17 protein-coding genes are annotated in these 14,654 nt (G+C 40.4%); 10 read left to right on the forward strand and 7 right to left on the reverse strand.

Annotated features, from left to right (window positions below):
* The 5 genes from AC6R1O_RS19560 to AC6R1O_RS19580 all read left to right on the forward strand — a co-directional run.
* Nucleotides 1-405, forward strand: a 405-nt coding sequence (locus AC6R1O_RS19560; protein WP_500657659.1) for a ParA family protein, incomplete at its 5' end; no start/stop codon positions are given.
* Entirely contained in the window at nucleotides 402-794 is a 393-nt protein-coding gene (locus AC6R1O_RS19565) for a hypothetical protein (RefSeq protein WP_500657660.1), read from the forward strand. The genes AC6R1O_RS19560 and AC6R1O_RS19565, both read left to right, overlap by 4 nt.
* A gap of 15 nt (nucleotides 795-809) precedes the next feature.
* Entirely contained in the window at nucleotides 810-1,121 is a 312-nt protein-coding gene (locus AC6R1O_RS19570; RefSeq protein ID WP_500657662.1) for a hypothetical protein, read from the forward strand.
* 310 nt (nucleotides 1,122-1,431) lie between these two features.
* The gene (locus tag AC6R1O_RS19575; protein ID WP_500657663.1) at nucleotides 1,432-1,797 is read left to right on the forward strand and encodes a hypothetical protein; all 366 of its coding nucleotides are present in this window, start codon (nucleotides 1,432-1,434) and stop codon (nucleotides 1,795-1,797) included.
* Between the two features lie 122 nt (nucleotides 1,798-1,919).
* Complete coding sequence (locus tag AC6R1O_RS19580) at nucleotides 1,920-2,402, forward strand: hypothetical protein (RefSeq protein ID WP_500657664.1); 483 nt, start codon at nucleotides 1,920-1,922, stop codon at nucleotides 2,400-2,402.
* Nucleotides 2,403-3,526: 1,124 nt separating this feature from the next.
* Here AC6R1O_RS19580 and AC6R1O_RS19585 read toward each other — a convergent pair.
* Both AC6R1O_RS19585 and AC6R1O_RS19590 read right to left on the reverse strand, forming a co-directional pair.
* Nucleotides 3,527-5,365, reverse strand: a complete 1,839-nt coding sequence (locus AC6R1O_RS19585) for an LPD7 domain-containing protein (protein ID WP_500657665.1) — start codon at nucleotides 5,363-5,365, stop codon at nucleotides 3,527-3,529.
* 10 nt (nucleotides 5,366-5,375) lie between these two features.
* Nucleotides 5,376-5,726, reverse strand: coding sequence for a hypothetical protein (locus AC6R1O_RS19590; protein WP_500657666.1), 351 nt, complete (start codon nucleotides 5,724-5,726; stop codon nucleotides 5,376-5,378).
* A 265-nt stretch (nucleotides 5,727-5,991) separates the two neighbouring features.
* Between AC6R1O_RS19590 and AC6R1O_RS19595 the strand changes: the two genes are divergently transcribed.
* The 3 genes from AC6R1O_RS19595 to AC6R1O_RS19605 are packed head-to-tail and all read left to right on the forward strand — an operon-like array spanning nucleotide 5,992 to nucleotide 7,644.
* Entirely contained in the window at nucleotides 5,992-6,408 is a 417-nt protein-coding gene (locus AC6R1O_RS19595) for a hypothetical protein (protein WP_500657667.1), read from the forward strand.
* Between the two features lie 23 nt (nucleotides 6,409-6,431).
* Nucleotides 6,432-7,154 carry a P-loop NTPase family protein gene (locus tag AC6R1O_RS19600; protein ID WP_500657668.1) on the forward strand — a complete coding sequence of 241 codons (723 nt, stop codon included), beginning with the start codon at nucleotides 6,432-6,434 and terminating at the stop codon, nucleotides 7,152-7,154.
* A gap of 4 nt (nucleotides 7,155-7,158) precedes the next feature.
* Nucleotides 7,159-7,644: a hypothetical protein gene (locus tag AC6R1O_RS19605; RefSeq protein ID WP_500657669.1), complete on the forward strand. Its 486-nt coding sequence runs from the start codon at nucleotides 7,159-7,161 to the stop codon at nucleotides 7,642-7,644.
* Nucleotides 7,645-7,691: 47 nt separating this feature from the next.
* Here the strand turns inward: AC6R1O_RS19605 and AC6R1O_RS19610 are convergent, their stop codons facing one another.
* Both AC6R1O_RS19610 and AC6R1O_RS19615 read right to left on the reverse strand, forming a co-directional pair.
* Entirely contained in the window at nucleotides 7,692-8,057 is a 366-nt protein-coding gene (locus AC6R1O_RS19610; RefSeq protein WP_500657670.1) for a hypothetical protein, read from the reverse strand.
* Between the two features lie 23 nt (nucleotides 8,058-8,080).
* Complete coding sequence (locus AC6R1O_RS19615) at nucleotides 8,081-10,678, reverse strand: DotA/TraY family protein (protein WP_500657671.1); 2,598 nt, start codon at nucleotides 10,676-10,678, stop codon at nucleotides 8,081-8,083.
* A 479-nt stretch (nucleotides 10,679-11,157) separates the two neighbouring features.
* Between AC6R1O_RS19615 and AC6R1O_RS19620 the strand changes: the two genes are divergently transcribed.
* Together AC6R1O_RS19620 and AC6R1O_RS19625 are read left to right on the forward strand one after the other, a co-directional pair.
* Nucleotides 11,158-11,352 carry a hypothetical protein gene (locus AC6R1O_RS19620; RefSeq protein WP_500657672.1) on the forward strand — a complete coding sequence of 65 codons (195 nt, stop codon included), beginning with the start codon at nucleotides 11,158-11,160 and terminating at the stop codon, nucleotides 11,350-11,352.
* A 13-nt stretch (nucleotides 11,353-11,365) separates the two neighbouring features.
* On the forward strand, nucleotides 11,366-11,770 hold the full coding sequence (locus AC6R1O_RS19625; RefSeq protein ID WP_500657673.1) for a hypothetical protein: 405 nt from the start codon (nucleotides 11,366-11,368) through the stop codon (nucleotides 11,768-11,770).
* Nucleotides 11,771-12,038: 268 nt separating this feature from the next.
* On the opposite strand, the gene repC is transcribed toward AC6R1O_RS19625, so the two are convergent.
* Genes repC through AC6R1O_RS19640 form a run of 3 tightly spaced genes read right to left on the reverse strand, consistent with a single transcriptional unit; the run spans nucleotide 12,039 to nucleotide 14,380 of the window.
* Complete coding sequence (repC, locus tag AC6R1O_RS19630; RefSeq protein WP_500657674.1) at nucleotides 12,039-12,905, reverse strand: replication protein C, IncQ-type; 867 nt, start codon at nucleotides 12,903-12,905, stop codon at nucleotides 12,039-12,041.
* Nucleotides 12,892-13,776 (reverse strand): helicase RepA family protein, encoded by an 885-nt coding sequence (locus AC6R1O_RS19635; protein ID WP_500657676.1) that lies wholly within the window; start codon nucleotides 13,774-13,776, stop codon nucleotides 12,892-12,894. Before AC6R1O_RS19635 ends, repC begins: the two co-directional genes overlap by 14 nt.
* 43 nt (nucleotides 13,777-13,819) lie before the next feature.
* On the reverse strand, nucleotides 13,820-14,380 hold the full coding sequence (locus AC6R1O_RS19640) for a recombinase family protein (protein ID WP_500657677.1): 561 nt from the start codon (nucleotides 14,378-14,380) through the stop codon (nucleotides 13,820-13,822).
* Nucleotides 14,381-14,654: the final 274 nt, after the last annotated feature.

A 14,654-nucleotide genomic window follows, 5' to 3' on the forward strand; every position in this document is an offset into this window, starting at 1 on the left:
CAGCAAGTGCATGTCACGACAATTGAGAATGATGATGCCGAATACTGCCTGTACGACACGACGGGTGCATTTACTTCAGATAACGTATCTCTTTTGCGAGCCGCAGCAGATGAGCCAAACGTCCAAATTTTGATGCCGATTAAGACTGGTAAAAACGATTTAGATGAAGTTCCTTTTTTGCTTCATAAGCTCAATGAAATGGAACTAAAAGACCGTGCTAAGTTTGTGTTTACTCAAGTTAGACCGAACGCGAAATCGCATGCGGATAGAAAGCTTGCCTTGGAAGAATTTGGGCTTTCTTACACAAAATGGTTTATGCCTTTGCTAGAAGATTTTTCAGAGCGGAGAGACACAGCCAGGACAAGAAGTGAAATTAGTAAACTGCTTAACGAGGTGATTCTATGAGCTTGCTAAACAAGAAGAAAAAACCTTTTCTGCCAACTCCTGTCGAGTCATCTATAAATCGAGATTCGATAACTACAATGGGTGAAGCCAAGAGGCAACTTAGAGATGAACAAAACGCATACCAAGAAAATTATCGAAAGCAGCACGTTGGGTCGTGGAAAGAAGCAAAGTCAGAGATTGATAACCTCTCATTTGATGAGCTTGCTGAACTAATTGCAGATTCGTCAAAAGTAATCGATATGCCTCGTGTTGGAATGCACACAATGAAAATCAACGTGGCCGAGTATGCCCTAATTAAGTTTATGATGAAGAAGCTTGGTAAGCGCTCTAGTAGAGAGTTGTACCTTGATTTAGTAAAAGCTGAAGTAGATAAACTAAAAAACAAGTAACACACAGGGGAGTCTATGATGACAACGAAAACAAGAAAGTTAGTGATTGAGTTAGATGAAGTAACGTTTGCTCAGCTGGAAGCACTAGCCTTCGGTCTGCATATTGAAGAACGCTACACCGAAGATGAGATTTTTGATAAATCAAAAAACGACTTTGCCCCAGGAGTTCGACTGCTCTTAAAAGAAGCAGCTTACTCAATCTCAACAGGCTTTGATAGACCAGGATCTTGGGAGCGCGGCGTTGTTGATTCAGTGTACGGATGGCAAGGTACTTACAACACAGGCATGCTTGCAGACTGCATTAAGGAAAGGTACTCAAACAAGTAAGTACCAATGGTAAACCTTATTAGTATTTACAAGTAGTAAATGCTAATAGTATGTACTATAATGGAGTAACAAAAACCCCCTAACGATGGCGGTCGAAAGAGGGTCTCACGGAGTTTTTCATTAAATAACAATAACGGAGTTATCTAATATGTTTACTTTATCACACGAAGATCTTTATCGTCTAGCAGTCAGCAACCTAATAACGAAAGCTCAATTTATTAGATTGCTCAAAAAGACATCAGGCTAGAGCCCTAACACTTGGTGTTACAATAAGTTAAAAGATACTAATAATAATAAGAAGGATAGTATTATGAACAGACATTCAACAGCAGTCATTACAGCATCAGTTAGTGCTCTAGCTGTAGTTGCAGCTCATGGCTTCAGCCAAAGCAAGCAAGAAACTATCGATGAAGGCAAAGTCAGTGACATTCTGTCAAAGTTAGACAAGAGCGATGAGCACATCTACTCAAAGAGCTTGCTTTCAATGCTTGCTGAAGATGGCGAAGTTTCAGAAATCAATATTGATGAAGTTTTCGCTTCTTCTTCACTTCCTGACGCTGACGGTCGCATGGTTCCCATGGTCGATTTTCAGCTAGGTAATGCTGCCAACAGTAGCATTTGCAACACCTGCAATGCGTGTCATGCAGATTGCCACAGTAGCCGATCTTGGCGCTAACCGCATGCACACAACTTAACAGTTTTGGGCATATTACACAGAAATGCCCAGAACTCTAAGGTTTTGGTTTTGTGCATGCACACTCCCTACATAAAACAAACGTACATAGAGCGAGAATAATAATGAATATAAAAGAAGCTTTAGAATACGCAAAACGTCACCACGTAAAATTGCACAATGCAAAAAAACACGTAGTTGGCTTTATATACAGGCCAGAAAGTCATCCAGACTTCTACATGGTTGAGATGTACATGAGTGAGGAAGATCTCGCCATAGACAACAAAGAAGTCTTATGTCTTTTTGTAGAGGGTGGAACCATACCACACTCCGAATATCAGCACAGAGAGTCGTTTGGAAGTGAGGATATCGACACTTTGATATCGATATCCCCTCGCTTTCTTGATGATATGGTGTTCTTTATTGCTCACGAAGCAGACAATTACAGTTACACGATGGCAAGTAAGTTACAGCATTACTATCCTGAGCTGTTCTTACACGAGCGCATTACACCAAAATTTGCTCAGGATGCGATGAGAATAATCGACTTTGGGAATAGGCAGGCTCGATTGGATTGTGAATATGATGATGCTGAAGAAATTGTATAGCACTGAGGGTCGTGCCTATGCAGTATTGCTAGATGAGATTTTTGAAAACGCAGTAGAAATAGAAAAGGAGGTGGACTAAAACCACCTTGACTTGAAGTTTAGCGCGCCTTAATGTGGAGTTAATATTAACTCATTACTGAGGCGCGCATGAAAATCTCTTATACTCACCCTGCAACTCAAAATCGCACATCTATAACAATCAATAATCAAACAATCCGACTCTGGGCACTGTTAAACAACATACAGAGTCAAGATGACTTTATGTATGACGATCAAGCGATGGATTTACTTAAGAATGAGATTATTGAAGCTCAAAAGCACTACCTTAAAGGAACCAATAACTTCCCAACATTCATAAGTTACTTTGAAAACATAGTGCTCATTGACGTAGAGATGAAGTTAAGGAGCTTCAATAAGAAGAATGCAAAAGAGTTCTAGAGTTAAGTGTAAAGAGGAGAGCACTAACCCCCTTTCGGCTACGCCGAACCCCTACCGATTTTCAATAAAAATTGATTCAGTATCAGGTTCATTTCGCGCTTAACCTTATGGGTTTTCTCTCCCTTTCGGGCTGCCCTACGCTGTGCCGTTAGAGCCTCAATCTCATTTGCAGAGCTTCAAGACTTCCACCTCAGTGGCACACATCAAACCGTATTATCATTTAGCCTTACTCAATGCCTAGCAGCTGTAGCATTGTGACCTATTACGTCATTTCGGGTTTGATTCGTTCGCTGACTACCTCAGGTATCCCTTGATCGGTAGCGGGATGCATCGCTTGTCCAAAACATCTTGATTCCAAACAAGCCGATGAATTACATACTTGAAGTTCTTAAATGAAATGTCTATCATGAAAGAACATACTAAAACGGTCGCTAAACCTGTATGTATTTCGACAAAACCTGCTCGCCAAAGCAGGTTTTGTCACATCTGGCGTTTAGTATCGACTAAAATCTCAAATCGATCAACTGGCGCTTACCGAAATATAGTGTTTATAAACAGCATCTTGGTCTCACTTTTCTTTGAGTGCGCTCGTAACATACTGTATTACTGTATGTATCTACCCCCCTCTTTTTTTGTATTCTTCAGCAGCAATTACAGCTACACCTAATGTTGGGTGATAACTCCCTTTACATCCCAAGTTCTGAGCTTTCACGTCTTCGTGATGCTCTTCTTTTTGCTGGCTCGCTCTTCTCTTTTTCGTTTTTGTTCTTGTTTTTGTCATTAGCATTCTCCAGTGGGGTTCTTACGGCCTCAGCAGACTGTAGGGCTGGTTGTTTGGTGTCTTCTATGCGTATTCCGCTCTCAGCGCGCAACTCAGCTGTCTGTGTAGCATAGAGTTGGTTTAATTCAGGTATCGCATCTGCAATTTTTACATTGCACGTTTTTGTCATGAAATCGATAACGTTTCGTGGTTTAGCTCGGGTTCGAGTGTCTTTGATTTTGTTGTCGTCCGTGACGACAAAGTGCCTGTCGAGTAAGGCATATTTATGTACCGCGTAATTGAGAACTCTATGCGCACTAAGTTGTGATTTCAGTTTTGAGATCTCGTCTTTTGTCAGCTTTTTATGTGAAGCATCTGCAATGTCATTAATCGCCTGGTCAAAAGCATTCAAAGTCCCCTCTTTTTCAGGAATTAGGTCTACACCGCTAGTTTCACTATTTAATTGGTTACTTAATCCGTTGGCTTGTTTGATGCTCTGTATTTGTTTGGCTACTTCTTTCTTAAACTCAAATGAGCCACTGATATTAAGTTTGTCCAGATCCCATCCCTTGTCGATTGCTATCTGTAGGGCTAGCTGGACAGCTCGCTCCCTTGCTTCTCTATCGCGTGGTAGCCTCAATGCAACTTCATTTGGTTTATCAAAAATTTTAACACCAAGGTCGTTGTTCACTAGATGACGCTCATTATTGTTCTCAAATATCTTGTATCCGTTGATCATCTTTTCTTTGATGTTCGAGCGATAGATAACAAAGTAAATACGCTGCTCTAAGCTGTGTGTCTTGTAGTAATTGACGTACTTTTTTCGAGCAGGCGATGGATCGTATTTCTTCTGTGGTGAACGCTTCGCTTGTTCTTTTAACCACCACTCTTTGTGCGCCTCGTGAGCATCGACATCGCTTGGTTTGTTGGTGCGGCTAAGAGTGCTATCTGTACCATAGTAAAGTTCAGATAGGTGCTCAAAGCCTTTGCCTCGAAGGTTAATATTACGAGCGCCTGCTACTTTGACTTGCAGATACTTATTTCCAGACTTTTGGTTCTTGAAAACAACATTAGTTGCTAATTCGGTGCTCATGACGATATCTCTTACTTCGCTAATGGTCTTAGCATCTCTAGTAAGTTGAGCGAATAGCTTTCTTAAATCTGAAACCTTTGTTTGTTTTGCTGTGTCTGGATCGCCTTTCCATTTCGCAATGATGTCGCGCTTAGAGTACGCAACATCTCTTTTTCGAGTGGCTGGGTCTACCAGTCCATACTTTTCACACAGGTAACTTTGGAATGATTTGTCTGCTTTCTTGTTGAACGGAATCATTCTAATTTGATTACCCGTGACAGGATCGTACTTTGCAATTGCATTGTGGAAATGCAATAGACGTTGCTCGTGCTCACCTGTTGCTCTGTTGAGTGATGATTGAATTATTGGCTTGTGCACCTCAGCTGCGTGTATGATGTTCTTTGTATCGTGAGCACAGAAGTAATAAGCCATCATTTCCTCGTTTATGGCTTTTAACGTTAGGTCATCAATCTGATTGTTCTCTGCTGCAAATGACACCGTGATGTGCCAGTAATGGCTTTTCCAGTCTTTGTGTTTTCTTGAGTACTTTGTTGCCCGACTAAACGCATCTAAGTCACCGCTCAAATGGACTCTCTTGTCGAGGTTGTCTCGATGATGTTCGCGACCCGCTTTTTTGCCCGTCTCAAAGTAGTGTTCTATTCCACTGCTGCTCTGACTAATTCGAATTAACATGTTTGCTTCCTTACCTTACTGGATCTAAAAGTGTCGTCAGTTCTTCACGAATTTTCTTCAACTCATGGAGGCTTTCTAGGTAGGTTTTTTCAGACAAAATGCCAGCCAGATTATCGCTGTTTAGGCGATAAGCTATTTGGTTCATGTTGTTCGCAATGTTGCCAGATATGTAGGCTTTGTAGCGCTCAACTTCGCTATCAACAATGGTGACATGTCCTGCCAATGTTGCTGCTCTTGAGAACGCTCCTGCGCTCATCACTTGCTTTCCATTTTCATCAGATATTTTTAATAAAATATCTAAGTATTCTTCTTCTGTGCAACGGAATGATATGACTGCATTTTTGTTTTTATTATTGTTCATGCGTATGCCTTTTATTATTGTACCGACATGGAGCGGGTAAGGTACAAATGGGTTTTTAGGGTTTACCCTAAAGCACGAGCCATTGTTAATAAATTTTTGGAGCGTAGCGTAAAATAATTTGTTTACAATGGCTGACGTGCCTATGGTCTCCATAACTCTATAATAGCATTATAGAGTTATGGGGTTGCAAGTGTTTGTTGCGTCTTATTAAAGTTGGTATACTTAAATTAAAGCAAACAATAAAAACAACAATAAAGTGGTACTTATGAAAGGTAAGAAAACAAAACTACCGTCTGACGAATCTATTGAGCAAAATAGAAACACACTAAAAGATATTGTAAATAAGGTAGTTAGTGGTGAATTAATCATGGAGACTAAGAAGGAAACGGTCTCTGCAAAACTAGACTTGATAAAGGAGGAGTTGCTAGTATTTAAGGATAAGGGTGTGTCTTACAGAATCATTGCAAAGGTGCTTTATGATCACTTAGGACTAAAGGTAAATGAACAAACATTAAGAACATATTGTCAAGAGCGATTAGGCTTTTCAAAAAGAAAAGCTCTCGAAAATAAATCTGATGACTCATTTCAAACCCAACCAGAAGAATTATGCAAGCAACACGAAAATAGTATAAATAAAAGTGCCAATTCGGTACTAACCGATGGTGAAATTCAATTCAAATAACAATAATAATAACGGAGTTGATTATGAGAATTTTAGTATTTAACGGCAAGGGCGGTTGCGGTAAGAGTTTGGTCGCAAGAGAGGTTATAGCAGCACCAAAAAGCAAGCAAACTACAATAGTAGAGATTGATGAACTTAATCGGACACAAAGCACTTACCGCGATAAGTTTGAAGATGTCATCACACTAACTAAAGAGGACTTTGATGAGCTATTTGTTCATTTAAACACACTAGATAACCTCGTCATTGATGTAGGTGCGGATAGTCTTACTGCAACCATCAAGGCTATGACAGAGCACCAAATGTTCGATCAGATCGAGCGGGTAGTCATTCCAGTTGCTCACGACAGAACAGCGGAAGTAAATGCTTTAAAAGCCTACGCTGCACTAGTAGAGCACTGCCCAGACATTTACTTTGTCATTATGGATGACAACGAGTCTTCTTTAGAAAAACAGCATGAGAGTTTTTTTGCAAATGTAGAAAGTTTTATACCTGATTTTAATAAGCGTCATTATGTCACACTTAGCTATAGCCGAATTTTTAAAGATGCGATGACTAAGAAGAAGTTGGTTACTGAATTAGCTGAGGATATCGATTACAAGAGTGCGGCTTTAAATGAAAAAGCTGAAGGCAACCACTTAAAGTGCAAAGAACTACTAAAGAAAGAGTTCAACAAAAGAGCTGCCCAGCATTTGATGATTAATAGTATATCTCCTGCGCATGACATACTAACAAGCGCGAGGTAAAACTATGACTAGTGAACAATTAGAGGTTTTATTTCTAGAGGTTGTAGAGCTAACCGATGAGTTAAAAAATGCCACTGAGGCGACTAATAAAATCCAGTCAAACAACAAAGGGCTGCAAGAGATTAATAAGATAATCTCTGATTATAAAGCAGTTGAGTCAAACGTTAAAAAACTAGAGGCTCAAGTTGTAAAGTCTATTTCAGCCACTAAGAATGCGGAGAAAGAGTCGGTGAGGAGTATAAAGAATGCATCAAAAGCCTTTATAAAGCGCGTTGACAAAGAAAAGTTAAGTGTTGGTCATAAGGTTATGATTTTGATGGCATTGCTTCTTACTATATCCGCATCATATTTGTTGGGAGCATTTTCTTTAAAAATGTATGTTGAGCACACTCACTCTGTTAAAATACACTTGATAGATGAAGTGATGTTTTTGCCTGATGACATCACTAGAATTAGAGAAGATAAAGATACAGGACGTTTTCGTCTTTAATTTATCCAATAAAAAAGACCCTATAAGGGTCTTTTTTATTGCAAGTGTTAGCGCCAAGATCGGCTGCTGTGGCAATCTGCATGACACGCATTGCAGGTGTTGCAAATGCTACTGTTGGTAGCATTGCCTAGCTGAAAATCGACCATGGGAACCATGCGACCGTCAGCGTCAGGAAGTGAAGAAGAAGCGAAAACTTCATCAATATTGATTTCTGAAACTTCGCCATCTTCAGCAAGCATTGAAAGCAAGCTCTTTGAGTAGATATGATCATCGCTCTTGTCTAACTTCGATAGAATGTCACTGACTTTGCCTTCATCGATAGTTTCTTGCTTGCTTTGGCTGAAGCCATGAGCTGCAACTACAGCTAGAGCACTAACCGATGCTGTAATAACTGCTGTTGAATGTCTGTTCATAATTAATTCCTTTATTGTTATTGTTATTCGTTACTAATTTTGTCTTTTGAGCGGTTGTCTTCTAATTTGGCTCGAACCTCAGCACCTTTACTTTCAAGCCTAGAGAAACCTTTACTAGCCACACCAGCCGCAGCTGATCCGACTTTGTTGGTTTCACCTTTCATGTTAGCTGTGATGTTTTCCATCGTTCCCGCCACATCAGACTCGCCAAATGCTCGGTTTCCTACGCCAGCCGCAAACCACTCCAAAATGTGTGTAGGCAATGTGTACATAACGCTAACCATTAGCTTAGTGATGCCTAGAGCTGTGGCTGTGTAAATAGCTATAAGTGCAAAGATATCAAACACTGACCCCGTGAGGTTTAATACAGCTGATTCCCAGAAAAATCGATTAAAAATCGAGAATGCAATTGATGCAGTCATAAGCACTGTGAGTAATCCAATGACCATTAAAATTGGTTTGAGTAATACAGTGATTAGTAACTGCATTGAGCGCTCTAGTCTCGTGCCCAAAATACCTTCCCCTTCAGGAAGAATCATCTGAGCGGCAGCCAATGGTGCGGCAACAGTTGCTTCAATTACTGTGATCAAGTATCCAACCGTCATGTTGACCCAAGCTATTATTGGCAAGAAAGGGACTACATAGGAGAGTGTAAATCCGATCGAGTACAGGTAGACAATGACTGGAAGTAGAATTTTTGCCATAACCCCAACAATTGCACCAGCTGCCACACCTACACCGCCTAAAAATGGGATTGCTGAAGTAACTTGCGCACCAGCCTCAAGAACGAACATACCGATGGCAGCTCCTACAAGATAGTTCGCTATCGAGTTGGAGCGATTACCAAGGTTTTGCAAAGTTGAAAATGGGTTTTGCAGTTCGTCTACTGACATAAAACCGCCATTAACTGAATCCCCCGTTCCAGAAAGAATGGCGTTAAGAAGATCTACAGCAACAGCCGTTGTTGCTTCACCTGAGTTGCCATCAGTGAGCGTACAATCACTTCCACCGATCGCACATCCATCTAAAAGATTATTGATTGAATTAAAGCGTCCCTGTGGCTCCAAAGCGTCTGCGCCAGGAATTAGCCCCGCTCCATTCTGGTAAGCAACAATGTTTGATAGTATTTCTAAAGAAGCTATGTACTCTCTTTTCATCGTATTGCATTTTCGTAGTGAAGTTACGATTGATGAAATAAACTCCTTGTCGACTTCGCAAAGCGATGTACTTGAAATCCCTGTAATTGACTGATCGAGCTTTGTTGAATCGATCATAGTCTTACCAGTCGACACTCGAGTAAACCAAAGTCCTGCTCCAGTCCAGCCTCCTTGGGAGTACATCTCTTTTGCTAACTCTTTTTCAATGTCATTTACTTGTTCGATGAGTTCATTTTTTAGATGAAAGGTTATGTTGTCATCAAGGTAAATTGCGGATTTTCTAAATGAATCTGCAATGTGAGCTATTTTACCAACGACTTCTGACACGCTGTCACTTGATGCTCCTTGATCTCGATATTGGTCATGCAGAGAGTTGATTGCTCTCGTAACATTACCGTTATCAAGATGCATTATCTCTTGAGCTTGAGAGAAAGCTGAGTGCAAAGCGTTTGGTATTACACTTCGAGTAAACTTCTCTTTTGTATTTTGAGCAGCCGTCATGAGTGCTTTTGTTGTGTCAGAAGCGAACAAATCAACTCCCTTGATGGTTGACTTGATTTCAAGGTTTGTTAATGAACCGCAGTCTTCAGCGAATTCAATTGCGATAATGTCACGCTTATCGTCCGCTATAAAAGTAGTTAGAGGAGAGATATCTAACAGCTTTTGGTCGAATGTTGATGTCGTACTTTGTGTGATATTAGCCAGAATAGGTGCACTGTGCTCTTGATGCATTCCATTTGTTGCAACTGAGTCAATGTCTCTATACCTCACTGTTGCGAGGTGATAAATACCCCCTCTTTTGCCATCATCGCCTTTGTTTGCTTTAGCTAGTGTTGCTTTATAGTTAAGACAAAGCATTGAGGTAACTAGTGAGCTGTGATGAGTAAAAATGGTATTTGTTGCAGGTATTTCTAGCATTGGCTCGTTTGCAAGGTGCTCGGAAGTGTCTTCCCACAGCACTGAAGCCGCATTTGAGCCAAATATAATTAGCCAGATCATCGACACCTGAACAAGGCTCAATATGCCGCCTCCGATGCCTGGGACTGGCATTAAAAGCCCTACCCCCATGAAAGTTCGGATAGGTAGCCATAATGAAGACCACCCCTTACCCAACACCTCTCCTGAGTGAGCGGTATTTAGTGCTCCTGCAACCATGGTGTAGACACCTGTGACTGCAATAAAGATCAGTGCAACAACATTCACTACACCGATTGTGTATGAAAGTATTGAGATCGTGCCGCTTTCGCCAGTCCATGGTTCAAAGATGAAAGTGCCAAAAACGTAGCTTAACCATAGGTGGAAGTAGTCAACATTCCCTTCCATCGGGTCAAGATTAATTTCGTAATTTAGCACTCGTTCGATGAATGCTTGTGCAGTTGAATCAGCAGCTAGTGCTGTACTTGGCGATAGAAATAGTGCCAAAACTAGAATTGCCGATAACGCTTTATTATTGTTTTTATTCATGCGTTTATCCTTTCCTTATAACTCTATTTTACATGAATAGCGCTACACGAAAAACAAAAAAAAGCGCTAAAATTCAATTTTAGCACTAATTATTCGCATGAAATTATGGACGTAAGGGATGTCTAAGCCCTTAATAAAATACTACCAATGCTAGCGTAAATGCGCAAGCATGTTTTGGGCCTGTGACCTTAAGATACTGAATTTTATATATAAATAATTTATTTTTGTAAATTAAGTAGTTAATGTTCTAGTGTTTGATTCACTTCGTTCGATTTCTTTATCTAGGTTTTTTATTTAGTGCCTATCGGTGCCTAAATTGGATCGAACCCTTTGCGCTGATGAGATAAACACAATTAAATGGACGGAAATCACATACAAACAGACGCATGCGTCACTTTTTTTATAAAAAAATGGCGCATGCTTTGGTTTTTTGGTACTATAAAGGAGTAGGTTATGAGACCCCAAAAGGAGCAGTTATTATGAATCACTTAAAGACCTTATTTTTAAACATCAAAGAGCTGTTTTTAATGTTTGTTACTACGCTGTTGGCAGTTGCGTTCATATTTCTTGTTCTTTACACTGTCCCGTTTTTCGCTAACATCTTCTTCTCAGACACAATGAAAGAGCTGTACATTCAATTCATCGCTGCGTCTATGGGGAAAACTATTGGATAAGCGAGTATCGCCTATGATGTTTAAAGCAAGAAAGCACTCTTATGCGCTCTATCGAGTAATCTACGATAAAGACAAAAAGCGTAGCGTTAATCAGCCATTGGTATCAATTAAGAAAGACGACCTTCTTCTTGGTGAGCCTAGCGACTTCGTGAGCGACTCAATGATTAATGACATGTGCTTGTCTGAGAAAGATGTAAATCAATACTTAAAGTGGTTTGCAAAGGTCAAGGCAGATGTTCAAAAAACGCACCTTTCCAAAAATATTGCACTCTCTTGCGAGCAATTAGATCTGTTACAGTCATCAATATCTAACGTAGGCGAACTAAGCGAAGATGCGGCAGATAAAATCTACCTTAGTATGAAAAGAGTCCGTGAAGCGCTTAGAGAAATTGGGTACAGAGAAAAGCGAAGCTTATAAAGATATTTAGAATGGGAAACTATTGGGCATTTTCACGACAGTGAAAGCGCTCTTTTTTTGCGCTCTGTTTTGTCGATTTATCGATAAACAAAGCAGAGCGTTTATAGATATCTATAGAGATATATAGAGGCTTAAAAGAAAAACCTAATAAACCTCTTTATTTTTAGTAACATAACGTCACTTTCCCTAGTTTTGTTTGTCCTCGATATCCCAGTGCTTTGTCCTCGATATCCCAGTACTTTGTCCTCGATATCCCAGTACTTTGTTATTACTTAGTCCGAGATACCTTAATTTTTGCTTTTTTGCCTCGACCAAAAACTTCTAACTGCCACTTGTCTAGTTTGATTGATATTTCTTTGCATGAATCGACAATCTGCTTTTGCTGATTTCTCGATGTGCTTGCCTTTATAGCGTCATCATAATTAGCAAATACGGCATTGATAACCGTTTCTATAGCCAACACCCGAGTTTCACCAATCCGAATCACACCGCTCAGATAGCTGTGCAGTAACCTTGCCGCACCAAGTTCAAGCGAGTGTCTCTCCTTACGCTGGACAAAGATGTAGTTTGCTTTTTGAGACCAAACAGAGTGCGCTGAGATAGGGTTGATAAAAATATCATACTGCTCAGTATCTTTATTTAGTCGATAAGAAAGCAGGTTAAAGGAACCAGACCATCGTGCACCATCGTATTCGAAGCTAACAGACGCTAGTCTGCCTAAACTTGACATAAGCCAATTGTAATCTTTGCCTCCCAATGTAGAACGTTGAAGTTCTTTGAGTAACTCATATCTTGTTAGTGATATTTTTAATGCTGGAAGCTCTAAGAGCGTGAAAGCCTCCTTCCCATTGATAGAGTCTCCCCTCAGATCTATCTTTAAAGCCTCAAGTATCTTGTCGTCTTGATCTACTGCCTCACGGTGCAGCTCACTTCGAGCAATTGCCAGAACGCACAAAAGCAAATCCTGATCGGCTACATCAAGCTCATGGAACATTTTTGTTATTAGTGTTCCGTTAGGTGTTTCATAAGTGCGCTCTAAGCCTTTTCGCCTTCTACCCTTGGCGACTGGTCTAAAGGTTGGTGCTGCGTGTAAAACAGGATGATTTCTCGCAGCAGGAAAACTAACGTCTGTCACGTTTCCCCCTTGGCATCGGCTGTTTATCAAAAGTGTGCTTTTTTAGAATGCCACCGTCTACTCGCTTCAACCAATGGACGCCATTGTTTTCCTGGTAGTTAGCTTTTGGTGTTGCTACTTGTACAAAACGCCTGCGCTCTTTATCGCTGAGCTTGTATTTGTCTGCGATTTTCTGAGGCATTATTGAAAGATTGATTTGGCATCGTATATTGTCAGTCAATGAACCAGAGCCACGGGATGCTGACTGATCTAAACCAGAGCCATTCATTGTGCTGGTTTTGTTTGTGTGATGAAGAAAGAGTATTGCGGCACCGCTTCGTTTTGCTATGTACTCAAAAGTTGAGATAAGTGTCGACATGTGTCCGCTGTCATTCTCATTTCCGCCATGAAAGCGGCGCAGCGTATCTAAGATCACTAATCTTGTTCCTGCGAAAGCCTCGCACATTTGCTCAACTAGAACCATATCGTAATCGCCAGCATGATCAACAAGGTGTAGGATTGACCCGCTCTGACTTTCTATATGTAACCTTGCTGCTATTTTTTCTCGTGCCGCACTATCTAAATGCTTTCCTAGGTTGTGAATCCTGTGTTTTAGAACCTCGACTGGGTCTTCTATAGTCAAATAAATGCATTTCTGCTGCGTTTCTTGAATGCCTAGTCCGAGCGAGTCGTTTCCTGTTGTTAAGTCTGAAAGTAGGCTTAACGCAAAGTAGCTTTTACCAGTCGCGCCTGGAGCAATTATTGAACCAACTGTCCCAGCAAGTAATCCATCGATAACAAAATCCAGCTTCGGTTCTGGCGAGTTAATTACTTCTAGTATGTTGATTTTGTTTTTGAGTGAAAAACCAAATTCCTGCTTACTGCTGTCCATTTCATCACCTTTATAGTTTTAGTTTTTTAGTGAGTGCTTGTTGTTATTTGTTGTATGTGTCCTTCACGACTCGACCAATAGTTGGTCTGCTCGTATTGTACTGAAGTGCAAGTTGTCGAATGGAAGTGCCCTTTTTGTGGGCATTAATAACTTCTTCGACTTGCTCGCTTGTTAGTACCTTTGACCGTCCCCCTTTTTTTCCAGATACCTGTCGACCCGTTTGAAGGCGATCTACAATAATTGAGTGCTCAAGTTCAGCAAAGACAGCTATCATTTGAGTCATTGCTTTTTGCATAGCTTCGTCAGATTCGGTATTGATTTGTCCATCGAGCGTTCTTAGTTGAGCGCCTTTCTTTTGTATGCGTCTGATTGTATCAAGAATGATATTGAGTGATCGACCTAGGCGGTCGAGCTTAGTCACTAAGACCGTATCCCCTGCCCTGATAAATTCTATCATTTCGTTAAGCGTGTTCTTGTGTTCCCCACTCTTGCCGCTCTGTTTGGCTGAGAATATTCGAATACACCCCTCGCTTTCTAACTGCTTAATTTGAGCCTCCAAGCTTTGCTCTTTAGTTGATACTCGCGCTAATCCAACGTTTGCCATGGTGTTCTCTTTAATTTGATTCAATACATACAGGTTACACCTTCAAGAGTAAAAAGTAAATACCAATAGTATTTACTTTTTGTGTTTACTATTTGTGTTTACTTTTGGTATGTACTAATATGAAGATATGTCTTCTTTAGAGATAATTACAATGACTCAAAAACACATAATCTTCTTTAATACGAAAGGTGGCGTATCTAAATCAACGCTATGTCAGTACGTTTCAAATGAGCTGCAAAGGCTCGGTAAAACGGTGTCAGTAGGTAATACTGAT

The organism is Vibrio sp. R11-SG3-ISO3-SZ (genome assembly GCF_059834345.1).